Here is a 24,096-nt window from a genome sequence, read left to right as displayed (position 1 = left end):
AAGACATGGCATTAGTTAAAGTCAAACCAACTTCCCCCGGTCGTCGCGGTGTATTGAAAGTCGTTACACCAGATTTGCACAAAGGCAAACCTTACGCGCCACTGTTGGAAAGTCAAAGTAAAAACGCTGGTCGTAACAACAACGGCCGCATTACAACCCGTCACCAAGGTGGTGGTCATAAGCAGCATTACCGTATTGTTGACTTCCGTCGCAATAAAGATGGTATTCCTGCGACTGTTGAGCGTATTGAGTACGATCCAAACCGTACGGCGAACATTGCACTGTTGTGCTACGCCGATGGTGAGCGTCGTTACATCATTGCACCACGTGGCATTGCTGCCGGTGCACAGTTGATCAGCGGTTCTGAAGCGCCTATCCGTGCTGGTAATGCCTTGCCTTTGCGCAACATTCCAGTCGGTAGCACGATTCACTGCATCGAAATTCAACCAGGCAAAGGTGCGCAAATCGCCCGTTCAGCAGGTACATCAGTACAGTTGCTGGCACGTGAAGGCTCCTACGCTCAGTTGCGTTTGCGTTCAGGTGAAGTGCGCCGTGTGCACGTTGACTGCAAAGCCACATTGGGCGAAGTAGGTAACGAAGAGCATTCACTGCGTTCTATCGGTAAAGCTGGTGCAATGCGCTGGCGCGGTGTTCGTCCTACCGTTCGCGGTGTGGTGATGAACCCGGTTGATCACCCGCACGGTGGTGGTGAAGGCCGTACAGCTGCTGGTATGAACCCTGTGTCACCATGGGGTCAGAAAACTAAGGGTTATCGTACTCGTAAGAATAAGCGTACTGATAACATGCGTGTAAGTCGTCGTCCGAGAAATGTAAGGTAATCGCTATGGCACGTTCTATTAAAAAAGGTCCATTTGTGGACGCTCACTTGGCTAAGAAAGTCGAAACTGCCACTGCGAACCGCGACAGAAAACCAATTAAAACCTGGTCACGTCGTTCGACTGTCTTGCCAAACTTTATTGGTTTAACCATCGCAGTGCACAACGGTAGACAACATGTGCCTGTGTTGATTTCTGAAAACATGGTTGGTCACAAACTCGGTGAATTTGCGTTGACACGTACGTTCAAGGGTCACGCGGCTGATAAAAAAGCGAAGAAGTAAGGGGCTGATTATGCAAGTTACTGCAGTTTTAAAAGGCGTACACCTTTCTCCGCAAAAAGCGCGTCTGGTGGCTGACCTGGTCCGTGGCAAAAAAGTAGATCAAGCACTGAATATCCTGGCATTCACCCCTAAGCGTGGTGCCGAGATTATCAAAAAAGTGGTTTTGTCTGCGATTGCTAACGCCGAACATAACAATGGTGCTGATATCGACACATTGAAGGTGACTTCAATCTATGTGGATAAAGGCTTGGTGATGAAGCGTATCCGTGCTCGTGCAAAAGGTCGCGCTGGTCGTATTACGAAACCAACCTGTCATATTCATGTGACAGTCGGTGACTCAAAGGAATAATATGGGACAGAAAATTCATCCAATTGGGTTCCGTTTGAGCGTTCAGAAAAACTGGGCCTCACGTTGGTACTCTAATAGCCAGAACTTCCCTGCGATGTTGCAAGGCGACATCAAAGTGCGCGAGTTCTTGAACAAGAAACTGGCGAGTGCTGCTGTGAGCCGTATCGTGATTGAGCGTCCTGCCAAGAACGCTAAAATCACTATCCACAGTGCACGTCCTGGTGTTGTGATTGGTAAGAAAGGCGAAGATATCGAATCTTTGCGTTCTAGCCTGCAAGGCCTGATGGGCGTGCCAGTGCACCTGAACATTGAAGAAGTGCGTAAACCAGAATTGGACGCTACTTTGATCGCACAATCCATTGCACAGCAATTGGAAAAGCGCGTGATGTTCCGCCGTGCCATGAAACGTGCCATGCAAAACGCCATGCGTTTGGGCGCACAAGGTATCAAGATCATGAGTTCCGGTCGTTTGAACGGTATCGAAATCGCACGTACCGAGTGGTACCGTGAAGGCCGTGTGCCTTTGCATACACTGCGTGCTGATATTGATTATGGTGTGGCTGAAGCTTCAACCACCTACGGTATTATCGGAATTAAAGTTTGGGTATTCAAAGGCGAGATCTTCGGTGACAACGCTGCTAACGCTGCCGTTGCTGATGCTGAGCCAGAGAAAAAAGTAAGAAAGCCGAGGGCTAAAGATGCTGCAACCAGCTAGACAGAAATACCGTAAGATGCAAAAGGGTCGCAATAAAGGTATTGCGACTACTGGTAACAAGGTGAGCTTTGGTGAATTTGGTTTGAAAGCGGTCGGTCGCGGTCGTTTGACAGCACGCCAGATTGAAGCTGCACGTCGTGTGATGACTCGTCACATTAAACGTGGTGGCCGCGTTTGGATTCGTGTGTTCCCGGATCAACCGATCTCTAAGAAACCTGCTGAAGTACGTATGGGTAACGGTAAAGGTAGCGTGGACTACTACATCGCCCAGATTCAGCCAGGCAAAATGCTGTACGAAATGGATGGCGTGAGCGAAGAGCTGGCACGTGAGGCTTTCAAATTGGCTGCTGCGAAGCTGCCAGTCGAAACTACATTCATGACCCGTCAAATTGGCAGTTAAGGAGTAGTAACGATGAAAGCTTCTGAATTGAGAGCAAAGTCAGCAGATGAGCTCAATAACGAGTTGGTTGAGTTGCGCCGTGCGCAGTTTTCTCTGCGCATGCAAGTAGCCACCCAACAATTGAACAAAGTAGATCAGCTGGGTAAAGTGCGCAAAGATATCGCTCGCGTGAACTCTGTATTGGCTGAGAAAGCGAAACAGGCATGATGACTGAAAAAGCGAAAGTAGTACGCAGTTTGACTGGCCGCGTGGTAAGCAACAAGATGGATAAAACCGTGACTGTGCTTGTCGAGCGTAAAGTGAAACACCCTCTGATTGGTAAAGTGGTTGTTAAATCGAACAAGTTCCATGCACATGATGAAACAAATGCATGTAACGAAGGCGATGTTGTGACAATCACAGAAACACGCCCATACTCCAAGAGCAAATCTTGGATTGTAAGCAAAATCGAAGCTAAATAAGGCTTCAAATATAAAACCGGAAAAACGCTTGTCATAAGCGTTTTTTTGGTTGTATAATGTTGGACTTTTCGGTGCCCGCCTTAGTTGGCATGTAGCTGGCACCCCAATACTGACCGTGGTCTATTGGCCGAAATTGTGAAAGCAAGCGGCTGTAGTGGTTATAACGGATTAAGTTGGAGATTATTTCTCATGATTCAAATGCAATCTCGGCTTGAAGTAGCCGACAACACTGGTGCGCGTTCCGTTCAGTGTATCAAAGTCTTGGGTGGTTCCAAGCGTCGTTATGCCAGCATTGGCGACATCATCAAGGTCAGCATTAAAGATGCTGCGCCGCGTGGTCGCGTCAAAAAAGGTGAAATCTACAACGCTGTGGTTGTGCGCACTGCTAAAGGTGTTCGCCGTCCAGATGGTTCGTTAGTTAAATTTGATGCCAATGCCGCAGTCTTGTTGAATAACAAGCTGGAGCCTATTGGTACGCGTATTTTTGGCCCTGTGACTCGTGAATTGCGTAGTGAGCGCTTCATGAAGATTGTTTCACTGGCGCCTGAAGTGTTGTAATTGGCTTGGAGACAATCAAATGAGCAAAATTCGCAAAGGTGACCAGGTCATTTTAAATACAGGTAAAGATGCAGGTAAAACAGGTGCTGTTTTAAGCGTCTTGCCAACAGGCCATGTAGTGGTTGAAGGTTTGAATGTGGTTAAAAAACACACTCGCCCAAACCCGATGCGTGGTATCACTGGTGGCATCATCAGCAAGGAAATGCCGGTAGACGGCTCCAATGTGGCAATCTTCAATGCTGCAACACAAAAAGCTGATCGTGTTGGTTTTAAGGTACTGGAAGATGGTCGCAAGATTCGTGTATTCAAATCTAGCGGCGAGTCTATCGACGCATAGGATAATATATGGCACGTTTAAAACAGTATTATAACGATAGCGTGGTTGCCAAATTGACAGAACAATTTGGTTATACATCTGCAATGCAGGTTCCACGTATCGAAAAAATTACCCTGAACATGGGTGTGGGCGAGGCTGTGGCTGACAAAAAAGTCATGGAAAACGCTGTTGCTGATATGCAGAAAATTGCAGGTCAGAAACCAATCGTAACCAAGGCTAAGAAATCTGTCGCTGCATTTAAGATCCGTGACGACTATCCTGTTGGTTGCAAGGTAACGCTGCGTCGTGAGCGCATGTATGAATTCCTGGATCGCCTGATCACTGTGGCTATTCCTCGTATTCGTGACTTCCGTGGTATCTCTGGCAAGTCTTTTGACGGCCGTGGTAACTACAATATGGGCGTGAAAGAGCAAATCATTTTCCCAGAAATCGAATACGATAAAATCGATGCGCTGCGCGGGATGAACATCACGATTACTACAACTGCGAAAACAGACGAAGAAGCGAAAGCTCTTTTGGCTGCGTTCAGTTTCCCTTTCAGAGGTTAAGTCATGGCAAAAGTATGTATGACAGAGCGCGAGCAAAAGCGTCGCGAAACCGTTAAAAAATATGCAGCTAAACGTGCTGAATTGGTTGCTGCTAGCAACGATCAGTCTGCCAGCGTCGAAGATCGCATGGCTGCTCGTTTGAAGTTGCAAAGTCTGCCGCGCAACTCCAGTCCTGTTCGCACACGTAACCGTTGTGCTTTGACTGGTCGTCCACGTGGTGTGTTTAGTAAATTTGGTATCGCACGTAACGAGTTGCGTAAATTGATGATGGCTGGTCACGTACCAGGCGTCACCAAGGCCAGCTGGTAACGGAGGAGTAGAACATGAGTATGAGTGATCCGATTGCCGATATGTTGACCCGTATTCGTAACGCGCAACGTACGAATAAAACAACCGTTTCAATGCCTGCTTCTAAAGTGAAGGGCGCTATTGCAAACGTGTTGAAAGATGAAGGTTACATCGATGATTTCAACGTTCAAAACAATGACGGTAAGCCAGTTTTGAACATTAGCCTGAAATACTATGCCGGTCGTCCAGTAATTGAGAAGATTGAGCGTGTATCCAAGCCAGGTTTGCGTATTTATAAAGGTAGTCAGAACCTGCCTAAAGTGATGAACGGTTTAGGTGTGACTATCGTTTCCACTTCTAGAGGCGTGATGACTGATCGTAAAGCACAAGCTGCCGGTATCGGTGGTGAAGTTTTGTGCATCGTGGCCTAAGGAGAATCAATATGTCACGTGTTGCTAAAAACCCGATTGCGATTCCTGCGAAAGTAGAAGTTGTAATTTCTCCTTCAGAGATCTCCGTAAGCGGTCCTCTGGGTAAGTTAAGCCAAGCGCTGGTTTCAGAAATTTCTGTTTCCCGTGAAGGTGAAGAATTGTTGGTTAAAGCGACCAGCGAAACACAACATGCAAGAGCGATGTCAGGTACGACGCGCGCTTTGCTGGCCAATATGGTGCAAGGTGTTTCTACTGGCTTTACCCGTAAATTGTCACTGATTGGTGTTGGCTACAAAGCAAATGCTCAAGGTTCTACCCTGAACCTGGAGTTAGGCTACTCTCACCCGATTAACCACAAAATGCCTGAAGGCGTGACTGTGCAAACACCTACTCCTACAGAGGTGATTTTGACTGGCGCTAACAAGCAAGTGGTTGGTCAAGTGGCTGCGCAGATTCGTGCTTACCGTGCTCCTGAGCCATATAAAGGCAAAGGTGTTCGTTATGCAGATGAAGTGGTCACTATTAAAGAGACCAAGAAAAAATAACTAAGGCACTTGCAGCGTAATGCTGCAAGGTTAGACACTGGCCTTAACAGTGAATCAACATTAAAGGTAAATTCAATGAAGAACGTAAATAACCGCTTGCGCAGAGCACGTAAAACCCGTGCCAAAATCGCCGAGTTAAAAGTTACACGTTTGAGTGTACATCGCACCAATACCAATATCTACGCACAGATCATTGCTGAAACTGGCGATCGCGTATTGGCGAGTGCATCCACCGTTGAGGCTGAAGTGCGTCAACAACTGAAAAATGGCGGCAACATCGAAGCTGCAACCCTGATTGGTAAGCGTATTGCTGAAAAAGCAGCGCAGGCTGGTATTACCACTGTTGCATTTGATCGTTCAGGCTACAAGTATCACGGTCGTATCAAGGCTTTGGCCGAAGCTGCCCGTGAAACCGGTCTCAAATTCTAAGGGTGAGATAAAGAATGGCTAAAGATATTGAACAGCAGCAAACCGATGGTTTGCGCGAAAAAATGATTACCGTTAACCGTGTAAGTAAAACGGTTAAAGGCGGTCGTATCATGAGCTTCGCTGCGTTGACCGTAGTTGGTGATGGTGATGGTGCCGTTGGTATGGGTAAAGGTAAAGCACGTGAAGTGCCAGTGGCTGTACAAAAAGCCATGGACGAAGCCCGTCGTAACATGGTTAAAGTGAACCTGAACAACGGTACATTGCATCACGCAGTGACTGGCGTTCACGGTGCAGCCAAAGTGCTGATTCAGCCAGCTTCTGAAGGTACAGGTATTATTGCCGGTGGTGCAATGCGCGCTATCTTCGAAGTAATGGGTGTGACTAACGTGGTTGCAAAAAGTATTGGTTCTACCAATCCTTACAACCTGGTTCGCGCAACTTTGAACGGTTTGGCATCCATGAATACGCCGGCTGAAATCGCCGCTAAACGTGGTAAGACCGTAGAAGAAATCAGAGGTTAATCATGGCTAAAGCAAAAAAAGAGAGCGCTACTTTAAAAGTAACGTTGGTTAGAAGTTTGATTGGTCGTATTGAAGCACACAAAGCCACTGTACGTGGTCTGGGTCTGCGTCGTATGCACCACACTGTAGAAGTGCAGGACACTCCTGAAATTCGCGGCATGATCAATGCAGTGAGTTATCTTTTGAAGGTTGAATAATCATGCAATTAAACACGATTAAGCCTGCTGCAGGCGCAAAAAAAGCACCTCGTCGTTTAGGTCGTGGCATTGGCTCTGGTTTAGGTAAAACTGGTGGCCGTGGTCATAAAGGTCAAAAATCCCGTGCTGGCGGTTTTCATAAAGTCGGTTTCGAAGGTGGTCAAATGCCTTTGCAACGTCGTCTGCCAAAACGTGGTTTTAACTCACTGACACAAGCTGATACCGCACGTATCCGTACTAGCGAATTGGCTTTGGTTGATGCCGAAGTGATCGACATCTTGTCTTTGAAAGCTGCCAAATTGGTGCCTGTCTCTGCAAAAGCAGTGAAGGTTTACCTGTCTGGTGAAGTGACTGCCAAAGTACAGGTTCAAGGGTTGTTGTTGACTAAAGGTGCTCAAGCTGCCATCGAATCTGCTGGCGGAAAAGTACTTGAAGTCTAATCAGTTGTAAGAAAAGAGTATCAGCTTGGCACAGGATAATATCTTAAGTTCCGTAAGCAAACTTGGCGAATTAAAAAGCCGTTTGTGGTTCTTGTTGGGCGCATTGGTGGTTTACCGCTTAGGTGCGCATATTCCAGTGCCAGGCATTGATCCAACTGTGTTAAAGCAGTTGTTTGATACGCAGAAAGATGGCATTTTGGGCATGTTTAACATGTTCTCCGGTGGTGCGTTGTCACGCTTCACCGTGTTTGCCCTCGGCATCATGCCTTACATTTCTGCCTCAATTATCATGCAGTTGCTGACAGTGGTTTCACCACAGCTGGAGCAGCTGAAGAAAGAAGGCGAAGCTGGTCGTCGTCAAATTACCAAATACACCCGCTACGGCACGGTGTTATTGGCTACTTTTCAAGCCTTAGGCATTGCCATCGCATTGGAAGGTCAGGCTGGTTTGGTATTAGACCCAGGCTTTGCATTCCGTATTACTGCCGTGACCACGTTGGTTGCTGGCACGATGTTTTTGATGTGGTTGGGTGAGCAGATTACCGAGCGTGGTATCGGTAATGGCATCTCAATCATTATTTTTGCCGGTATCGTTGCGGGCTTGCCGCATGCGATTGGCAGTACTTTAGATCTGGCAAAAACCGGTGCATTCTCCATTCCCTTGGTAATGTTCCTGTTTGTCGCAGTGCTTCTGGTAACCGCGCTGGTTGTGTTCGTAGAACGTGGCCAACGCAAGATTACAGTGAATTATGCCAAGCGCCAGGTTGGTAACCGTATTTATGGTGGTCAGTCTACGCACTTGCCACTGAAGTTGAATATGTCCGGTGTGATTCCACCGATTTTCGCTTCGAGTATTATTTTGTTCCCAGCCACATTGGCTGGCTGGTTTGGTAGCAGTGAACATATGTACTGGTTGAAGGATGTGAGTGCGAAACTCTCTCCAGGCCAACCTTTGTACATCTTGTTGTTTGCTGCCGCAATTTTGTTTTTTGCTTTCTTCTACACGGCATTGGTCTTCAATCCGAAAGAAACGGCAGATAACCTGAAGAAAAGTGGCGCGTTTGTACCAGGCATCCGTCCTGGTGATCAAACGGCAAAATATATTGATCGCATCATGGGTCGTTTGACATTGATTGGTGCGCTCTACATTACGCTGGTTTGTTTGTTGCCAGAGTTTTTGGTGTTGAAGTTTAATACCCCGTTCTATTTTGGTGGTACTTCATTGTTGATTATCGTTGTCGTAACGATGGACTTTATGACGCAGGTGCAATCACACCTGATGTCGCAGCAGTATGAGGGATTGCTGAAAAAAGCCAATTTTAAAGGTTCGGGCAAGTAGCAATGGCACGAGAGGATCGCATTGAGATGCAAGGCGAGATTCTGGAAAATTTGCCGAATGCAACTTTTAAAGTGAAACTTGAAAACGGTCATACAGTGCTTGGTTACATTTCAGGCAAAATGCGCATGCACTACATACGCATTTTACCTGGTGACAAAGTCACGGTAGAAATGACCCCATATGATTTAACCCGTGCGCGAATTACATTCCGCGCAAAGTAAGTGAATTAAATAAAGGAAAGTAAGATGAGAGTTCGCGCATCAGTTAAAACATTATGCCGTAACTGTAAAGTAGTTAGACGTCGCGGCGTTGTTCGTATTATTTGTACTGACCCACGTCACAAACAACGTCAAGGTTAATGGTAAAACATTTGCTTGTGAGAGCATTGATTGGCTGATATAATATGCGGCTTTTCTTTTCTACGCACAAGTTTGATCGTGAAAAACGATTGATTATTGGAGTTTAAGTATGGCTCGTATTGCCGGGGTAAATATCCCAAACCACAAACATGCAGAAATTGCTTTGACCTCTATTTACGGTATTGGTCGCGATACTGCGCAGAAAATCTGTGCTGCGGCTGGTGTACTGACAACAGCAAAGGTTAAAGACCTGAGCGACTCAGAAGTTGAAAAATTGCGTGACGAAGTGGCTAAATACACTGTAGAAGGTGATTTACGTCGTGAAGTAACCATGAACATCAAGCGTTTGATGGACCTGGGTTGCTACCGCGGTATTCGCCATCGTCGTGGCTTGCCAGTGCGCGGTCAGCGTACCAAAACCAATGCGCGTACTCGCAAAGGTCCGGTTAAAGCCATCAAGCAATCTAAATAATCTTTTATTGAACATCAGTAGATATTAAGGACAGTACAACATGGCAAAAGCTAATGTACGCGTTAGAAAAAAAGTTAAAAAGAATATTGCCGAGGGTATCGCTCACGTGCACGCTTCTTTTAACAACACGATTATTACGATTACCGATCGTCAAGGCAATGCGTTGTCATGGGCTACTTCCGGTGGTCAAGGTTTTAAAGGTTCACGTAAAAGTACTCCATTTGCTGCACAGGTAGCTTCTGAAGTGGCTGGTAAAGCTGCCCAAGAGTCCGGTGTTAAAAATCTGGAAGTGCGTATCAAGGGTCCAGGTCCAGGTCGTGAATCCGCTGTGCGTGCGTTGAATGCTGCCGGTTTTAAAATCACCAGCATTACTGATGTGACACCGGTGCCGCATAACGGCTGCCGTCCACCGAAAAAACGCAGAATTTAATTCATTTCGCTTCGATAAATTAGCGAATCGATTACTGGAGAACTATTTTGGCTAGAAATTTAGACCCTAAATGCCGTCAATGCCGTCGTGAAGGTGAAAAACTGTTTCTGAAAGCAGAAAAATGCTTTACAGACAAATGCGCAATTGAAAAGCGCAACTTCGCACCAGGTCAGCATGGTCAGCGCCGCAACTCACGTCTGTCTGACTACGGCGTGCAATTGCGCGAGAAGCAAAAAGTACGTCGTATTTACGGCGTTTTGGAAGGTCAGTTCCGTACTTATTACGCTGAAGCTGATCGTCAAAAAGGCATTACTGGTGAGAACCTGTTGCAATTGCTGGAGTCCCGTCTGGACAACGTAGCATACCGCATGGGTCTGGCTGGTTCACGTTCTGAAGCACGTCAAGTAGTGCGTCATAACAGCATTTTGGTTAACGGCAAACGCGTAAACATCCCTTCATATCAAGTGAAGGCTGGTGACGTAGTGACTGTGGCTGATAAATCAAAAACACAATTGCGTATTAAAGCTGCGGTTGAAGCGGCTGAACAACGTGGTTTCCCTGAGTGGTTGGAAGTCGACGTCAAAGCATTGTCTGGTAAGTTCAAGGCTAAACCTCAGCGTGATGAGTTGCCTGCTACCATCAATGAATCATTGATCGTTGAATTGTATTCTAAGTAATCGCTTAGCTTAGGCTAAGGATTACTTGTTACTACCCAATTACTTCAAGGAGTTGTATGCAAAATAACCCTACAGATTATTTGAAGCCACGTGTTGTGGACGTTGAAGTGATTACTCCACTACGTGCACGTGTGACTTTAGAGCCAATGGAACGTGGCTTTGGCTATACCTTGGGTAATGCGTTGAGAAGAGTATTACTTTCTTCCATCCCGGGTTTTGCCATTACTGAAGTAAAAATCGATGGTGTTGTACATGAGTACTCCACTATTGAAGGTGTGCAGGAAGACGTTGTTGACATCTTGCTGAACCTGAAAGGCGTTGCCTTAAAGCTGCACAACAAAACCGAAACCATTTTGGTATTGAACAAAACTGGTGAAGGTATTGTGACAGCTGGTGATTTTGAAGTTGGTCATGATGCTGAGATCGTTAACCCGAACCACATCCTGGCAAACATCACCAAAGGTGGTAAGTTGAATCTGGAAGTGAAAGTTGAAATGGGCCGTGGTTATCAGCCTGTTCCAGCCCGTCAAAAAGCCAACGATGAAGATCGCGTATTAGGCTTTATGATGGTGGATGCTTCTTTCAGCCCGATCAACAAAGTGAGCTACCATGTTGAGAGCGCACGTGTTGAACAGCGTACTGACCTCGACAAGCTGATTATGGATGTTGAGACTAACGGCATTATCGAGCCTGAGCAGGCGATTCGTGATGCTGCGCGTATCCTGATTGGTCAGTTGTCCGTGTTTGCAAATCTGGAAGGTGCTTCTGCTGATGTTGAAGTGAAAGCTGCACCTCAGGTAGATCCAATCCTGTTACGCCCAGTCGATGACCTGGAGCTGACAGTGCGTTCTGCCAACTGCCTCAAAGCAGAAAATATTTTCTACATTGGTGATTTGATTCAGCGTACAGAAAACGAATTGCTGAAAGCGCCTAACCTTGGTAGAAAATCATTGAACGAAATTAAAGACGTGTTGGCCTCTAAAGGCCTGACACTGGGAATGAAGCTGGAAAACTGGCCACCTGTTGGTCTGGAAAAAGCTTAATTTCTGATCAGATAAATACTTAAGGAAATTACTATGCGTCACGGTAATAGCAATCGTAAATTGAACAGAACCAGCAGCCACCGCGCAGCCATGTTCCGCAACATGGTGACCTCTTTGCTGCGTCACGAAGTGATCAAAACAACTTTGCCTAAAGCAAAAGAGCTGCGTAAATATGCAGAGCCATTGATCACTTTGGGTAAAACACCTACATTGGCAAACCGTCGTCTGGCGTTCAGCCGTCTGCGTGACCGTGACATCGTAGGTAAGTTGTTCGGTGAACTGGGTCCACGTTACAATGCACGTAATGGCGGTTACCTGCGCATTCTGAAATGTGGTTTCCGTCAAGGTGACAATGCGCCAATGGCATTCGTTGAATTGGTAGATCGTCCAGAAGTTGCCGAAGCACCAGCAGCAGAATAAGACAGACGCATCAATAAAAAAGCCAGCTTTCGCTGGCTTTTTTATTTTCTAAACCCCCTCTATTCGTTATGCATTAACCAATGGCTAATCATTTCCGTGTTAAAGGGCCAGCACAGCTCATTTGTATTGTCGGTTGATGCGAAAAGTAGCACGGGAATGCTAATTTCATAGCGCTGCAGCAATTTTTCGTCATCAATGATGTCTAGGTATTGGTAAGGTAGATTGAGCTCCTGCAATAGCCGCTCTGCATCCTCACAAAGGTGGCAGCCTTTGGTGCCCAATAATATCAACTGCTTTTGCATAAAAACTCTAGGTAGTGTCATCAACGCTTTGTACAATGATACCTGCAAAAATAACGCCTGCTCAATATTGGATCATGCATGACAGAAATTCGCGAACAAGATGAGAAAGTGACCGAGGGCAAGGAAAGCCTGAGCGAGACTTTGCAGCAGGTGATCCACTTGCTGGATAAGCACAAGCTGGTCGAACATGTCGTGCATCGGCAAGATATGCCTAAGCATGACCTAGTCGAGAACCTGGTTCACAAGCAAAATCTGAATATTCTGCAGCATAAGCTGGATCAGTTACATCCGGCTGACGTGGCTTATATCCTCGAATCGCTACCATTAGATGACCGTTTAATGGTCTGGGATCTGGTGAAAGCCGATCGGGATGGCGAAATTCTGCTTGAAGCCTCTGACGCTGTTCGTCAAACCCTTATTGCGGACATGGATAGTGATGAGTTGCTGGCAGCTGCCGAGCAACTGGACACCGACGAACTGGCAGACCTGGCACCTGACTTGCCGAAAGACGTGTTGCAGGACTTGCTTTACAGTCTGGATACGCAACATCGCGAGCGTTTGCAATCTGCGCTTTCTTATCCTGATGACACCGTCGGTGCCATTATGGACTTCGATATTGTGACGATCCGTGACGATATCACGCTGGAAGTCGTGTTGCGCTACCTGCGCAGGCTACCGAAGTTTCCAGACCATACGGATAAATTATTCGTCATTAATCGCGACGACATCCTGCAAGGGGTGTTGCCCCTGAAGCGCATTATCTTGAATGATCCGGAGACCCGTGTCGGCGATATTATGTCGACGGATGCCGTGGTATTCCACCCCGAAGATATGGCCGATCAGGCAGCGATGGCGTTTGAGCGTTATGACTTGGTGACGGCGCCGGTGGTCGACAATAACCGCAAGCTGGTCGGGCGGATTACTGTGGATACGGTGATGGATATTATTCGTGAGGAGGCTGAGTCAGACATGCTGTCTTTGGCCGGTTTGCGCGAAGAAGAAGACTTTTTTGCCTCCATCTGGAAGTCTGTGCAAAACCGTTGGGCCTGGCTGGCGATTAACCTGGTGACCGCATTGGTGGCATCGCGTGTGATTGGCTTGTTTGAAGGCAGTATCGAAAAGATCGTGGCACTGGCTGCGCTGATGCCGATTGTGGCCGGTATTGGCGGCAACTCAGGTAACCAAACCACCACCATGATTGTACGCGGTTTGGCCTTGGGCCAGATTTCCGGCTATCACATGAAATCATTACTGCAAAAGGAAATGGGTGTTGCACTCATGAATGGCTTGCTATGGGGCGGTGTCCTCGGCCTGATTGCGTTCTGGTTGTACCACAATGCCGCATTGGGATTGGTGATGATGGCAGCGATGGCCTTGAATTTGTTGTTGGCGGCCATTATCGGCGTCATGATTCCATTGGTCATGAACAAGATGGGCAGGGATCCGGCAGTCGGCTCCAGTGTGTTGATTACTGCGTTGACCGATAGCGGTGGTTTCATGATTTTCCTCGGCCTGGCCACAATCTTTTTGTTATAAAAATCTATGATGGATAACGATATTAATATTCTCTGGAAAGAAATTGTTCAGGACCTGAGCACGGTCTCTGCTTTGTGGCAGTTGTTTGTATTTGGCGTGATTCTGGCTGTGAGCGGTTTACTCAATTGGCACCTGCGCAAGCAAATTGCAGCCGGCAAAGTAAACACCGTTTATAAAATGTTGTTGGGCGGGATTGAGCGCCTGTTTTTTCCGTTTGTGGCTTTTCTGTTGCTGGTCATTGCACGCTATTCGCTTGAAGGCTTTATGCATGTCGGTTTGTTGCGACTTGCGGCGCGCATGCTGCTGGCGATGGTGATTATTCGTAGCCTGATTTATGTCTTGCGCTATGTGTTCTCACCGAGCGCCTGGTTGCATTCGTTTGAGCGGGTCATCGCATGGGTTGTGTGGGTGGTGGTGGCTTTGCATATCAGCGGCTTCCTGGATCCTGCCTTGCAGATTCTTGAGGATGTGACGTTTAGTGTTGGCAAGCAGAAGTTAAACCTGTTGCTGCTGATCCAGGGTGGGCTGACCATCGTCATCACTATGCTGGTCGCTTTGTGGTTAAGCCGCATGATAGAGCTGCGGCTGATGGCCTCGGAGAATATCAATAGTAACTGGCGTGTGATTATGGTCAAGCTGGTGCGTATGGTGGCCATTGTCATTGCCTTGCTGATGTCGATGGCGGCTGTAGGCATGGATGTGACCATGCTGTCTGTGTTTGGTGGTGCGCTTGGTGTAGGGCTTGGCTTTGGTTTGCAGAAGATCGCCAGCAATTATGTGAGTGGTTTTATTATCCTCATGGATAAGTCGCTGCATATGGGCGATATTGTGACGATTCGCGGTTACTATGGCATCGTCAAAGAGTTGCGGTCGCGTTATATCGTTTTACGCAAGCTGGATGGAACTGAATTCATCATTCCTAACGAAACGATGATCACGGATGTGGTGATTAATCATACTTCTGCAGCCCATAAAGCGAAGGTGCCTGTTTTAGTCCAAATCTCTTATGAAAGTGATCTGGATTTGGCCATCAAGCTATTGCAAGAGATTGGTCGGTCGCATGAACGTACACTAAGGGATGAAACTGCTGTGGAGGTGATTATTAAATCATTCGGCCAGAATGGCATTGATTTACAGTTGGCGGTAGGGGTGCTTAATCCCGAGGAGGCGACCGCCAAGCTGCAGAGTGAGGTTTATTACGAGATTTGGCAGCGCTTTAAAGCGAATAATATTCAGATCCCATACCCACAGCAGGATGTGCGTATTATTTCCGGTCAGGCAGCTTTAAATCTGGCTTCAGAATAATGGGAAGGTTGGTATAGCGACCAAAATAAAAAAGCCTGCGATTGCAGGCTTTTTTATTAATGCTGGAAACTGAAATTATTTCAATTTAGTTTCTTTGTACAGCACATGCTTACGAGCTACTGGGTCAAATTTCTTGATTTCCATTTTCTCTGGCATAGTACGTTTGTTTTTTGTGGTGGTATAGAAATGACCTGTACCAGCACTGGATTCCAATTTGATTTTTTCACGCATGATAATATCCTTTGCTGACTAAATGTCGCGAGTTAGATTTTTTCGCCAGCAGCACGCAAATCAGCCAACACAGCGTCGATACCATTTTTGTCGATCGTACGCAAAGCAGCGTTGGTAATGCGCAGGCTTACCCAGCGGTTTTCGCTCTCAACCCAAAACTTACGGTTTTGCAAGTTAGGCAAGAAACGACGTCTTGTTTTGTTTTGTGCGTGAGAAACATTGTTGCCCACCATTGGTTTTTTACCGGTTACCTGACATACACGTGCCATGGTTGTCTCCAAATACTTTTATCTTTTCAGAAAGAGCGAGATTATAGATTGAATCGTATGCACAAATCAAGCGCTTATTGTAATTTTTCTCACAATTTAGTGCTTGCCCGTGCTGCCAAAGCCACCTTCGCCCCGTTCGCTGCTGGTGAATTCATCCACAATATGAAAATCTGCCTGCACAACAGGCACGATCACCATCTGCGCTACCCGTTCCATCGGGTTCAGGATAAACGGCTCTTTACTGCGGTTCCAGCAAGAAACCAGTAATTGTCCCTGATAGTCCGAGTCAATCAGCCCAACCAGATTGCCAAGCACAATGCCATGTTTATGGCCTAAACCTGAGCGCGGCAAGATCATGGCGGCATAATAAGCATTGTCGATATGAATCGCCATGCCTGTCGGAATCATGATGGTCTCGCCCGGCTGTATGGTTTGCGTATGCTCAATACAGGCACGTAAATCCAAGCCGGCTGAGCCAGGCGTTGCGTAGTTAGGCATCATGTGATGCAGGCGGGGGTCAAGAATCTTGAGATCTACGGTAATCGACATGCTGCATACTCCAGAAAAAGATTGCGCTATTAAACACGAAATGTGACCGAAAATCACTGATTACGATAATTAGTCGGCAACAAAAAAGCCAGCAGTTGCTGGCTTTACAAACAGTGGTGATATTTAGAACTTGTACTGTGCGCTCAATCCCAACAGATAGTTACGACCGGCAGCAGGTTCGAAGAAGCGTTGGTTTCCATCATTGATGCGAACAGCGCCGATATATTCTTTATCGGATAGGTTTTCGACGCGTACATACTCTTTGAAGTACCAATTTCTTAGTGTCTGCTCAAAACCAGCTCGAATATTGAAGATTGTATAGGATGAAGCTGCATCGGTATTTCTGTCATTTACGTAAACTTTGCTGTTATAGCGGGTTTCAAATGCCGTATTAAATCCTAGCGGCTCATATTTCCAGCGTATTTCACCGTATGCTTGGTTGCTATAGGTGCCTGGAATACGATTGCCGGATTCAATGAGTCCGTTTGCACCTGTAAAGTCGGAGTCAAATTTTGCGTTTAATAATGTGTATGCAAAATAAGTGGAAATGTTATTTTCGAAGCTTGATTCGATAGAGAGCTCAGCGCCCTTTCTGACGCTTTTGTTTGCGTTTGCATAAATGCTTCTGTTCGCGGCATCAGTGAAGCTTGCGACTATCTCGTCATCAGTTTTGATATAGTAAAGCGCAAGGTTTGCACGAGTGTTATCAGTTAGGTATGCCTTTGTCCCAATCTCAAAGTTTTCGCTGGTGCTCGGTTTTAAACTTAGGTTTGGTGTAGCGCCACTCGTCGCTGAGTTGTAGGCCGCCTCTACAAATGTTGGCGTTTCGAATCCTTTGCCATAGTTTGCATAAAAGTTAAGTTCAGGCTTGGCTTTCCAGATCACACCTATAACTGGATTGGTTTTGTTGTAAGACACTGAGCCACTGTTATCGCCAAATCCGCTAATAAAGTTATCTTTAACTTGGAGGTTTACTTTAGTTCTTCTTAGCCCGGCATGAATATCAATTGAATCTGTTGCCGATAACGTACCTTGCATGTAACGGTCGTAATTCGTGGAGATATTTTCTTCATCGCGATTCAGGATGTTGTTAATGACCCCATTGGTTGTATTGATATCCAATCGATCATCGCTGGACTTGCCGTAGTTCGCCCCAATGTGAAAGTTGTATTTTTTGCCTAATATTTCACCATTGTTGTTCCAGCGTAAATCAGTACCCCAGAATTCACGTGAAATTTTACTGGCGCGCCCAGCAGCAGTGGTTGCACTCGTTGACAAGTATTGCAAGTTTTCTCGGGTACCTACATAGTTTACAAAGGTGATTGAGTTGTTGTCATTAAATGCATGCTCAAGATTAAAACCTATCTGTGTATGGTTGCGACTTACACGCGTGTTCGCCCGTAATGCGCTATTTGGTACTGATTTCGGGTTGTTAAAGGCTGACGGGTCATTGGCCGTAGCATCGCGACGCAATCCGAGCGGATCCTGAGCATCTTGTTCAAACCAGTTAACAAGTGTTGTCAGCTTGGTATCTTCGCTAATATTGAATTTAAACTTTGCAGTGCCCATTTTTTTGTCACTGCTGCTATGGTCGCGATAGCCGTTGGTTTCAAAATTTGAAACGTTGAGCATATATTCAACGCCCTCAGATTTGCCCGCAGCTTCCAGCACATTGCGTTTGGTGTCATAGCTACCAAACATCGTGGTAGCACCAATTGTTGGTGTGGCTGGCGCATCTTGTGTAAACATTTGAATCACACCGCCAGACGAGTTGCCGTAAAGAGACGAGAACGGGCCGCGCATGACTTCAATGCTTTTAATTGAGGACAGGTCTACAACCCCAGGCTGGCCCTGGCCATCTGGCATGGTGAGGGGAATGCCATCGACATAGACGCGGATGCCGCGTACACCGAAGGATGAACGTGAGCCAAAGCCACGGCTGGATATTTGCGGGTCTTGCGCTTGCTGTGTTCTGTTTTGTGCCGTGATGCCAGGCACGCGAATCAGGCTTTCGGACAGGTTCATTTGCAACTGGCCGTCTTTGATATTCTTTTGCTCAACCACATCAATGGCCACAGGCAAGTCAAAGCTGTTTTGTGCCTGACGGGTAGCTGTGACGACTACCGGCGAAAGTGTGAGGGTTTTTTCTTCGTCCGCCATGGCTTGTGGCATATTGCCAAAGGCAGCAGAAAGGGCGATGTATAAGGGCGTAAAACGAGGTGCGCGCATTGTAATTCTCAGTGCTAAAAATAGACTGCGCGATTGTAAGCTGAGTGTAAGCTTGCAGGTCTCAGTATTTTCATGAAAATACTGAGAATGACCGATTTAATTAGCTTGGATCAAATTGGCTTTTAAGGTGCGTTAAGAGTTTGAATGCAATGTTAATTTTGTCATCTGTGCCCAGTGCATATTCGCCGTGTTGGTCGATGACGGTGACTGCGTTCTGGTCGCTGCCCATGGCGGTATTGGCGTGATTGGCCACTATCATGGGGATGCGTTTTGCCAGTCTTTTTTGCTTGGCATAATCTAGTACTTGTTCTGTTTCTGCCGCAAAGCCAACGCAATAGGGTGGATTGGGTAAAGAAGCAACGTCTGTCAGAATATCTTTGTTTTTTATGAGTTTCACCGTAAGTGTTTCCTCACTTTTTTTGATTTTCTGCTCAGAAGAAACATCCGGTCTGTAGTCAGCAACGGCGGCGACCCCAATAAATATGTCCTGGCTGGCGATATGTTGCATCACGGTTTGGTACATGTCTTGCGCGCTACTGGCAAAGTAGGCCTGGCTGGTTGTCGGGCGCGTGGCGCTCGCATGACCATATACCAATGTGACTTCTGCACCCATGCGCATGGCGATCTGTGCCAGGGCGTAGCCCATTTTTCCGCTACTCAAGTTGGTGATGCCGCGCACCGGGTCCAGCTTTTCCAGCGTGGCACCGGCCGTGATCATGATTTTTTTGCCAGCTAACCATTTAGGCGTAAAAAAGCTGTTTACCTCCTCCAGCAAGTCTTCTGGCTCGAGCATCCGGCCTTGGCCAACTTCACCGCATGCCTGTTCCCCGCTGTCAGGGCCTAATGTCGAGATGCCGTCTTGTTGTAATTGCACGATGTTACGCTGTGTTGCAGGGTTCTCCCACATTTGCCTGTTCATTGCTGGCGCCACCAGGAGTGGGCACTCACGTGCAAGGCATAATGTGGAAAGTAAATCGTTGGCAAAACCATGTGTCAGTTTGGCGAGAAAATCCGCACTGGCAGGCGCTACTAGAATAGCATCTGCTTTGCGGCTGAGCTCTATGTGCGGCATGCCGTTAGGAATGCGCTGATCCCAGCTGTCGACAAACACCGGGTTGCCGGACAATGCCTGCAAGGTCGTGGGCGTCATAAAGTGCGTCGCGGCTTCAGTCATCACCACTTGTACGCTATGGCCTTGTTTGACCAGTAAGCGCACCAGTTCTGCCGTCTTGTAAGCGGCAATGCCGCCAGTCACGCCTAGCAGCAGATGGCGGGAATGTGAGTGCGTTGGAATCATGGCTGCATTTTAACTGTAAACCACATGCAATTGCCATTTCTCGACTATGTAGCATTTTCTTTAAAAATGTTAACATTGGGCCATCGGTGGGGTGGGGCACATGATAAAGTTAGTCAGGATTTTGTTCTGGGTGGTTGTGGTGCTGGCTGCATTGATGCAGCTTTGGCAAGAGTATCTCACCTTGCAATGGCGCAAGCCCTTGAACGTGGCGGTATACCCAGTCAATGCTGATGGTGCTCCCGTGGTGGATACCTATATTGCCAGCTTGCGTGCGCAGGACTTCGACATCATTGCGCAGTTTTTTTCGCGTGAAGCCCTGAAGTATCAATTGCCTTTGCATCGACCTGTGACGGTTTATTTAGGCCCCGAAATTCACGATATCCCTCCCGCGCCGCCAGCGGTCAACGGGCAATTATTGGATATTATCCTGTGGAGCCTTAAGTTTCGATGGTTTAGCTGGCGCCATCAGCCTGAGGTGGGCGTACCTATCGATATCAAGCTGTATCTGTTGTATCACGACCCGTCACAGCATCGCCATTTATTGCATTCCACCGCTTTGCACAAAGGCCGCATTGGCCGCGTTAATCTGTTTGCCGAAAACAGTCAGCATGCCACCAATGCCATCATTATCAGTCATGAATTACTGCATACCTTGAGCGCTTCAGATAAGTATGACTTGAACACCAGCCTGCCTTTGTTCCCACAAGGCTATGCCGAGCCTTATGCGCAACCGCGCTATCCTCAGGCAATGGCCGAAGTGATGGCGGGCAAAGTGCCGCAAACGGCGCACAACGCACGCATGGCCAAAGACCTTGACGCTGTGGTGATCGGCAGGCCCACCGCGCGTGAAATTGGCTGGTCAAAGTAAGCGGGAGGCGCGATGGCAATCACTGATTGGCCCGAACAAGAGCGTCCACGCGAGAAATTATTACGGGCTGGCGCGACAGCGCTGTCAGACGCAGAATTGCTGGCCATTTTTTTGCGTGTCGGCATGACTGGCAAAACCGCTGTGGATCTGGCGCGTGATCTGTTACAGCATTTTCAAAGCCTGAATGGCGTGTTTTCTGCGGATGTGCAGCAGATGACGGCGGTACCGGGCATGGGCACGAGCAAATATTGCCAGTTGCAGGCGGTGCTCGAGATGAGCAAGCGTGCGCTGGGTGAAGCCTTGCAGCAAAAAGATAGTTTTCGCTCGCCCAATCAGGTCAAGGACTATTTACAGTTGCAATTGTCGCATTTGCAGCGCGAAGTGTTCGGCTTGATGTTTCTGGATGCGCAGAATCGCCTGATTGCCTATGAAACCTTGTTTGAAGGTAGCTTGATGCAAACCAGTGTTTATCCGCGAGAGGTCGTGAAGCGGGCACTGGCCTCAAATGCGGCAGCAGTGATATTGAGCCATAATCACCCAGGGGGTAATGCTGAGCCTAGTCGTGCTGATGAGCAATTGACCATCAGTTTGAAAGACGCTTTAAATCTGGTGGATATCAAGGTGCTTGATCACATTATTGTGGCCAGGCAGGAAACGTTTTCGTTTAGCGAGCGGGGATTGATTTGAGATGTGCAGGCAGGGAGGTGGTGGGTGCTAACGGGGTCGAACCGCTGACATTCGCCTTGTAAGGGCGACGCTCTACCAACTGAGCTAAGCACCCGTGCCTTGCAACGAAGGCCGCATTATACCGAAACTCTTTTTTCCTGCAAGAGCCCGCAAAAAAATTATTGGAGGTTTGTGAGAAGGGCGGTGAGCGGGCAGCTCTAAACCGTCAATCGTTTGGTGATATTGATTAATTGCAGTGAGATGTCGGCCATGCCGGTTTTGCGTTTGTCAGCCATTTCGGATAATAAAGAATACGCTTGTTCTTCGCTCAGGTCGCGCTGGTGCATCAAAATATCCTTGGCAGAGTCGACCAGCTTCTGGTCTTCCATGCTCAGGATGATGCGTGGCTTTGAGAAAGGTGGGGCTGGCATGTCGGGGCTGGCGGGTCTCATTGATACTCATGGAAAAATTTCGCTACTTCAATTTAGCAATCTGCATGCCAGTTGGTGAGTTTTTGTTAATGCAATGATTTTAAACAATAATTCAATGATTTTAAGCCCTGGTATACTGATGCGCACAGGTGCTTTTGTGCACCACAGCAGTGCCGTTGCACCACCGCAACAGGTGTTGGTGACTCATGGTGCTTTTTGCGCACAGTGAGGCTTTTTGTTACAGTGCAAATCATTAAAAAAACAGGAAAGAATTTCATCATTATGAAAGCTTTTTGGAGTCGTGCAGGCTGGGCCAGTGTGGCCTTGTTGGGGGCAGCTGCACTGGCGCATGTCGCTATGGCGCGAGGGGAGTCATTAAATGCATTGTGGTTGATTACGGCCGCGGTGTGCGTGTATTTGATCGGTTACCGTTTTTATTCGGCCTGGATTGCGGCCAATGTGCTGGCTATTGATGCCACGCGGGCGACACCGGCGGAGCGCTTAAACAATGGGCGCGATTATGTGCCAACCAATCGCTGGGTGGTATTCGGCCACCATTTTGCCGCGATTGCCGGGCCTGGACCATTGGTCGGGCCGACCCTGGCAGCGCAATTTGGTTATTTGCCGGGCACATTGTGGATCTTAATCGGCGCGGTGCTGGGTGGCGCAGTGCAGGATATGGTCACACTGTTTTTATCTACACGCCGCAATGGGCGTAGTCTGGGGCAGATGGCGCGTGACGAAATCGGGGCGATTGGCGGTACGGCGGCAATGATAGGCACATTCTTAATCATGATTATCCTGATCGCCGTGCTAGGCTTGGTCGTGGTGAATGCCATGAAACACAGCCCATGGGGAACCTCCACCGTGGCAGCCACGATTCCGATTGCCATGCTGGTCGGCGTCTATATGCGCTATTTGCGCCCTGGCCGCGTGCTTGAAGCCTCCTTGCTGGGGGTGATTTTATTGCTGGCATCTGTCGTCTTTGGCGGCTGGATAGATCATCACCCGGTGTTGGCGGCCATGTTTGATCATGAAGGCCTGCCGCTGGCATTTAGCGTGATTGCCTACGGCTTTGCCGCGGCAGTGTTGCCAGTGTGGCTATTGTTGGCACCACGTGACTATTTGTCTACGTATATGAAGCTGGGGACGGTATTCATGCTGGCCATTGCGATTTTATGGTTGCGGCCAGAAATCCATATGCCTGCGATCACGCCTTTCATTGACGGTACCGGCCCGATCTTTGGCGGTAAATTATTTCCGTTCGTGTTTATTACTATCGCTTGCGGGGCGATTTCAGGCTTTCATGCCCTGATCGCCAGCGGCACTACGCCCAAGTTGATCACCAGTGAAGGTGATATCCGCATGATCGGTTATGGCGCCATGTTGCTGGAAAGCTTTGTGGCGATTATGGCCATGATCGCGGCTACTGTGCTGGAGCCGGGTGTCTATTTCGCGATCAACAGCCCGGCCGGTGTGGTCGGTAAAGAAGCGCTGGATGCCGTGAATACCATCAGCGGCTGGGGTTATCAGGTAACCGTGGAGCAGATGCAACATTTAGCCAGCGCGATGGGCGAAAGTACCTTGTTTGCCCGCACCGGTGGTGCCCCCAGCCTTGCCGTGGGCATGGCCAGTATTTTAGGCACGGTGTTTGGCGAACATCTGCTGGCCTTGTGGTACCACTTTGCGATTATGTTTGAAGCCATTTTTATCCTCACCACGCTGGATGCCGGTACGCGCGTGGGCCGCTTTATGCTGCAGGATATGCTGGGCAATCTGCATCCCAAGCTAGGTGAAACCTCTTACACGCCTTCGGTGATTCTTACCAGTGCGCTGGTGGTGGCCGGCTGGGGCTACTTTCTTTATATCGGCGTCATTGACCCGAATGGTGGCGTCAATATCCTGTGGCCCTTGTTTGGCATTGCCAACCAGATGCTGGCGGCGATTGCGCTCTCTGTGGCAACCGGCGTGCTGATTAAATCGGGTAAGGTTAGCAAGGCATGGATTACTGGTTTGCCATTGATCTGGCTGCTGGCAATCACGACGACTGCCGCTTATGAAAAAATTTTCAGTAGCGATATCCGCGTTGGCTTTTTTGCGGCAGCAAATGATTTGTCGCAAAAACTGGCTGGTGGCGTTTTGCCACCAGAAAAAGCCGCTGTGGCACCACAGTTAATTTTTAACCAGCAACTGGATGCCTGGTTAACATTATTTTTTGTCGCCATGTTATGGGTCGTTGTGCTGGATATGGCCAGGATGAGTCGTCGCTATTTTGCCGGACAGCCGGTCAGGCCGTCGAGTGAGGTGGCTTATGTTGCTTCACGCTTGGTTTAA

The 24,096-nt window shown here is 47.9% G+C and carries 37 protein-coding genes and 1 tRNA gene; 30 read left to right on the top strand and 8 right to left on the bottom strand.

The genetic code is table 11. The features are described 5' to 3' along the window. Positions 1-5 precede the first annotated feature (5 nt). The 25 genes from rplB (at position 6) to rplQ (ending at position 12,079) form a co-directional block, all read left to right on the top strand. The gene (gene rplB / locus GQ52_RS03045; RefSeq protein WP_019881222.1) at positions 6-839 is read left to right on the top strand and encodes a 50S ribosomal protein L2; all 834 of its coding nucleotides are present in this window, start codon (positions 6-8) and stop codon (positions 837-839) included. Between the two features lie 5 nt (positions 840-844). Next, positions 845-1,120, top strand: a complete 276-nt coding sequence (gene rpsS, locus GQ52_RS03040) for a 30S ribosomal protein S19 (protein WP_019881223.1) — start codon at positions 845-847, stop codon at positions 1,118-1,120. Positions 1,121-1,130: 10 nt separating this feature from the next. Then, the gene (rplV, locus tag GQ52_RS03035) at positions 1,131-1,469 is read left to right on the top strand and encodes a 50S ribosomal protein L22 (protein ID WP_018986274.1); all 339 of its coding nucleotides are present in this window, start codon (positions 1,131-1,133) and stop codon (positions 1,467-1,469) included. 1 nt (position 1,470) lies between these two features. Beyond that, positions 1,471-2,184: a 30S ribosomal protein S3 gene (rpsC, locus tag GQ52_RS03030; protein WP_019881224.1), complete on the top strand. Its 714-nt coding sequence runs from the start codon at positions 1,471-1,473 to the stop codon at positions 2,182-2,184. After that, a complete protein-coding gene (rplP, locus tag GQ52_RS03025) occupies positions 2,168-2,584 on the top strand; it encodes a 50S ribosomal protein L16 (protein ID WP_019881225.1) in 417 nt (138 codons plus the stop codon). Before rpsC ends, rplP begins: the two co-directional genes overlap by 17 nt. Positions 2,585-2,596: 12 nt before the next feature. Next, positions 2,597-2,791 (top strand): 50S ribosomal protein L29, encoded by a 195-nt coding sequence (gene rpmC / locus GQ52_RS03020; RefSeq protein ID WP_019881226.1) that lies wholly within the window; start codon positions 2,597-2,599, stop codon positions 2,789-2,791. Then, the gene (rpsQ, locus tag GQ52_RS03015; protein WP_019881227.1) at positions 2,788-3,045 is read left to right on the top strand and encodes a 30S ribosomal protein S17; all 258 of its coding nucleotides are present in this window, start codon (positions 2,788-2,790) and stop codon (positions 3,043-3,045) included. The genes rpmC and rpsQ overlap by 4 nt, the downstream gene beginning before the upstream one ends. Positions 3,046-3,234: 189 nt before the next feature. Then, complete coding sequence (gene rplN, locus GQ52_RS03010; protein WP_019881229.1) at positions 3,235-3,603, top strand: 50S ribosomal protein L14; 369 nt, start codon at positions 3,235-3,237, stop codon at positions 3,601-3,603. 19 nt (positions 3,604-3,622) lie between these two features. Continuing rightward, positions 3,623-3,940 carry a 50S ribosomal protein L24 gene (gene rplX / locus GQ52_RS03005; RefSeq protein WP_019881230.1) on the top strand — a complete coding sequence of 106 codons (318 nt, stop codon included), beginning with the start codon at positions 3,623-3,625 and terminating at the stop codon, positions 3,938-3,940. Positions 3,941-3,948: 8 nt separating this feature from the next. Continuing rightward, complete coding sequence (gene rplE / locus GQ52_RS03000; RefSeq protein ID WP_019881231.1) at positions 3,949-4,488, top strand: 50S ribosomal protein L5; 540 nt, start codon at positions 3,949-3,951, stop codon at positions 4,486-4,488. A gap of 3 nt (positions 4,489-4,491) precedes the next feature. After that, entirely contained in the window at positions 4,492-4,797 is a 306-nt protein-coding gene (rpsN, locus tag GQ52_RS02995) for a 30S ribosomal protein S14 (RefSeq protein ID WP_024929371.1), read from the top strand. Positions 4,798-4,811: 14 nt separating this feature from the next. Then, positions 4,812-5,207 carry a 30S ribosomal protein S8 gene (rpsH, locus tag GQ52_RS02990; RefSeq protein ID WP_019881233.1) on the top strand — a complete coding sequence of 132 codons (396 nt, stop codon included), beginning with the start codon at positions 4,812-4,814 and terminating at the stop codon, positions 5,205-5,207. 11 nt (positions 5,208-5,218) lie between these two features. Further along, a complete protein-coding gene (rplF, locus tag GQ52_RS02985) occupies positions 5,219-5,752 on the top strand; it encodes a 50S ribosomal protein L6 (protein WP_019881234.1) in 534 nt (177 codons plus the stop codon). A gap of 75 nt (positions 5,753-5,827) precedes the next feature. Further along, the gene (gene rplR / locus GQ52_RS02980) at positions 5,828-6,181 is read left to right on the top strand and encodes a 50S ribosomal protein L18 (RefSeq protein ID WP_019881235.1); all 354 of its coding nucleotides are present in this window, start codon (positions 5,828-5,830) and stop codon (positions 6,179-6,181) included. 14 nt (positions 6,182-6,195) lie between these two features. Further along, positions 6,196-6,702: a 30S ribosomal protein S5 gene (gene rpsE, locus GQ52_RS02975; RefSeq protein WP_019881236.1), complete on the top strand. Its 507-nt coding sequence runs from the start codon at positions 6,196-6,198 to the stop codon at positions 6,700-6,702. Positions 6,703-6,704: 2 nt separating this feature from the next. Then, positions 6,705-6,899, top strand: coding sequence for a 50S ribosomal protein L30 (gene rpmD / locus GQ52_RS02970; RefSeq protein ID WP_019881237.1), 195 nt, complete (start codon positions 6,705-6,707; stop codon positions 6,897-6,899). A 2-nt stretch (positions 6,900-6,901) separates the two neighbouring features. Beyond that, the gene (gene rplO, locus GQ52_RS02965; protein WP_019881238.1) at positions 6,902-7,339 is read left to right on the top strand and encodes a 50S ribosomal protein L15; all 438 of its coding nucleotides are present in this window, start codon (positions 6,902-6,904) and stop codon (positions 7,337-7,339) included. A 25-nt stretch (positions 7,340-7,364) separates the two neighbouring features. Further along, the gene (secY, locus tag GQ52_RS02960; RefSeq protein ID WP_019881240.1) at positions 7,365-8,678 is read left to right on the top strand and encodes a preprotein translocase subunit SecY; all 1,314 of its coding nucleotides are present in this window, start codon (positions 7,365-7,367) and stop codon (positions 8,676-8,678) included. Between the two features lie 2 nt (positions 8,679-8,680). Then, positions 8,681-8,899, top strand: coding sequence for a translation initiation factor IF-1 (infA, locus tag GQ52_RS02955; RefSeq protein ID WP_019881241.1), 219 nt, complete (start codon positions 8,681-8,683; stop codon positions 8,897-8,899). A gap of 24 nt (positions 8,900-8,923) precedes the next feature. Further along, positions 8,924-9,037 carry a 50S ribosomal protein L36 gene (gene rpmJ, locus GQ52_RS13835; protein ID WP_081620790.1) on the top strand — a complete coding sequence of 38 codons (114 nt, stop codon included), beginning with the start codon at positions 8,924-8,926 and terminating at the stop codon, positions 9,035-9,037. A 109-nt stretch (positions 9,038-9,146) separates the two neighbouring features. After that, positions 9,147-9,509: a 30S ribosomal protein S13 gene (gene rpsM, locus GQ52_RS02950; protein ID WP_019881242.1), complete on the top strand. Its 363-nt coding sequence runs from the start codon at positions 9,147-9,149 to the stop codon at positions 9,507-9,509. A gap of 40 nt (positions 9,510-9,549) precedes the next feature. Beyond that, on the top strand, positions 9,550-9,939 hold the full coding sequence (gene rpsK / locus GQ52_RS02945) for a 30S ribosomal protein S11 (RefSeq protein WP_018986256.1): 390 nt from the start codon (positions 9,550-9,552) through the stop codon (positions 9,937-9,939). A 47-nt stretch (positions 9,940-9,986) separates the two neighbouring features. Next, the gene (gene rpsD, locus GQ52_RS02940) at positions 9,987-10,616 is read left to right on the top strand and encodes a 30S ribosomal protein S4 (RefSeq protein WP_019881243.1); all 630 of its coding nucleotides are present in this window, start codon (positions 9,987-9,989) and stop codon (positions 10,614-10,616) included. 56 nt (positions 10,617-10,672) lie between these two features. Next, a complete protein-coding gene (rpoA, locus tag GQ52_RS02935; protein ID WP_019881244.1) occupies positions 10,673-11,659 on the top strand; it encodes a DNA-directed RNA polymerase subunit alpha in 987 nt (328 codons plus the stop codon). Positions 11,660-11,692: 33 nt separating this feature from the next. Then, positions 11,693-12,079 carry a 50S ribosomal protein L17 gene (gene rplQ / locus GQ52_RS02930; protein ID WP_019881247.1) on the top strand — a complete coding sequence of 129 codons (387 nt, stop codon included), beginning with the start codon at positions 11,693-11,695 and terminating at the stop codon, positions 12,077-12,079. A gap of 59 nt (positions 12,080-12,138) precedes the next feature. On the opposite strand, the gene GQ52_RS02925 is transcribed toward rplQ, so the two are convergent. Then, positions 12,139-12,381 (bottom strand): glutaredoxin family protein, encoded by a 243-nt coding sequence (locus tag GQ52_RS02925; protein ID WP_047515032.1) that lies wholly within the window; start codon positions 12,379-12,381, stop codon positions 12,139-12,141. A gap of 78 nt (positions 12,382-12,459) precedes the next feature. Here GQ52_RS02925 and mgtE point away from each other — a divergent pair, with 78 nt between their 5' ends. Together mgtE and GQ52_RS02915 are read left to right on the top strand one after the other, a co-directional pair. Continuing rightward, positions 12,460-13,917 carry a magnesium transporter gene (gene mgtE, locus GQ52_RS02920; RefSeq protein WP_019881250.1) on the top strand — a complete coding sequence of 486 codons (1,458 nt, stop codon included), beginning with the start codon at positions 12,460-12,462 and terminating at the stop codon, positions 13,915-13,917. Positions 13,918-13,923: 6 nt separating this feature from the next. Continuing rightward, positions 13,924-15,222, top strand: coding sequence for a mechanosensitive ion channel family protein (locus GQ52_RS02915; protein ID WP_047515029.1), 1,299 nt, complete (start codon positions 13,924-13,926; stop codon positions 15,220-15,222). Between the two features lie 75 nt (positions 15,223-15,297). Here GQ52_RS02915 and rpmG read toward each other — a convergent pair whose 3' ends face one another. The 5 genes from rpmG to coaBC all read right to left on the bottom strand — a co-directional run bounded on the left by rpmG (position 15,298) and on the right by coaBC (position 19,797). Continuing rightward, on the bottom strand, positions 15,298-15,453 hold the full coding sequence (gene rpmG, locus GQ52_RS02910; protein ID WP_011478679.1) for a 50S ribosomal protein L33: 156 nt from the start codon (positions 15,451-15,453) through the stop codon (positions 15,298-15,300). Between the two features lie 32 nt (positions 15,454-15,485). Then, positions 15,486-15,722, bottom strand: a complete 237-nt coding sequence (gene rpmB / locus GQ52_RS02905) for a 50S ribosomal protein L28 (protein WP_018986249.1) — start codon at positions 15,720-15,722, stop codon at positions 15,486-15,488. 96 nt (positions 15,723-15,818) lie between these two features. Beyond that, a complete protein-coding gene (gene dut, locus GQ52_RS02900; RefSeq protein WP_019881252.1) occupies positions 15,819-16,271 on the bottom strand; it encodes a dUTP diphosphatase in 453 nt (150 codons plus the stop codon). Positions 16,272-16,394: 123 nt separating this feature from the next. Continuing rightward, positions 16,395-18,500, bottom strand: coding sequence for a TonB-dependent receptor (locus GQ52_RS02895; RefSeq protein ID WP_047515021.1), 2,106 nt, complete (start codon positions 18,498-18,500; stop codon positions 16,395-16,397). Between the two features lie 100 nt (positions 18,501-18,600). Next, on the bottom strand, positions 18,601-19,797 hold the full coding sequence (gene coaBC, locus GQ52_RS02890) for a bifunctional phosphopantothenoylcysteine decarboxylase/phosphopantothenate--cysteine ligase CoaBC (RefSeq protein WP_047515018.1): 1,197 nt from the start codon (positions 19,795-19,797) through the stop codon (positions 18,601-18,603). Positions 19,798-19,897: 100 nt separating this feature from the next. Between coaBC and GQ52_RS02885 the strand changes: the two genes are divergently transcribed. Together GQ52_RS02885 and radC are read left to right on the top strand one after the other, a co-directional pair. Further along, positions 19,898-20,665 (top strand): hypothetical protein, encoded by a 768-nt coding sequence (locus GQ52_RS02885; protein WP_047515015.1) that lies wholly within the window; start codon positions 19,898-19,900, stop codon positions 20,663-20,665. Positions 20,666-20,677: 12 nt separating this feature from the next. Continuing rightward, positions 20,678-21,352 carry a DNA repair protein RadC gene (radC, locus tag GQ52_RS02880; protein ID WP_047515012.1) on the top strand — a complete coding sequence of 225 codons (675 nt, stop codon included), beginning with the start codon at positions 20,678-20,680 and terminating at the stop codon, positions 21,350-21,352. Positions 21,353-21,370: 18 nt separating this feature from the next. Here radC and GQ52_RS02875 read toward each other — a convergent pair. After that, positions 21,371-21,446 (bottom strand) — tRNA-Val (locus GQ52_RS02875). Positions 21,447-21,549: 103 nt separating this feature from the next. Beyond that, positions 21,550-21,783 (bottom strand): ANTAR domain-containing protein, encoded by a 234-nt coding sequence (locus GQ52_RS02870; protein WP_232411249.1) that lies wholly within the window; start codon positions 21,781-21,783, stop codon positions 21,550-21,552. A 261-nt stretch (positions 21,784-22,044) separates the two neighbouring features. Here GQ52_RS02870 and GQ52_RS02865 point away from each other — a divergent pair, with 261 nt between their 5' ends. Continuing rightward, positions 22,045-24,096, top strand: a complete 2,052-nt coding sequence (locus GQ52_RS02865; protein ID WP_047515008.1) for a carbon starvation CstA family protein — start codon at positions 22,045-22,047, stop codon at positions 24,094-24,096.

It is taken from the genome of Methylophilus sp. Q8, from assembly GCF_000800115.1.
Classification (GTDB): Bacteria; Pseudomonadota; Gammaproteobacteria; order Burkholderiales; family Methylophilaceae; genus Methylophilus.
This window is presented reverse-complemented; position numbering and strand designations above follow the sequence as displayed.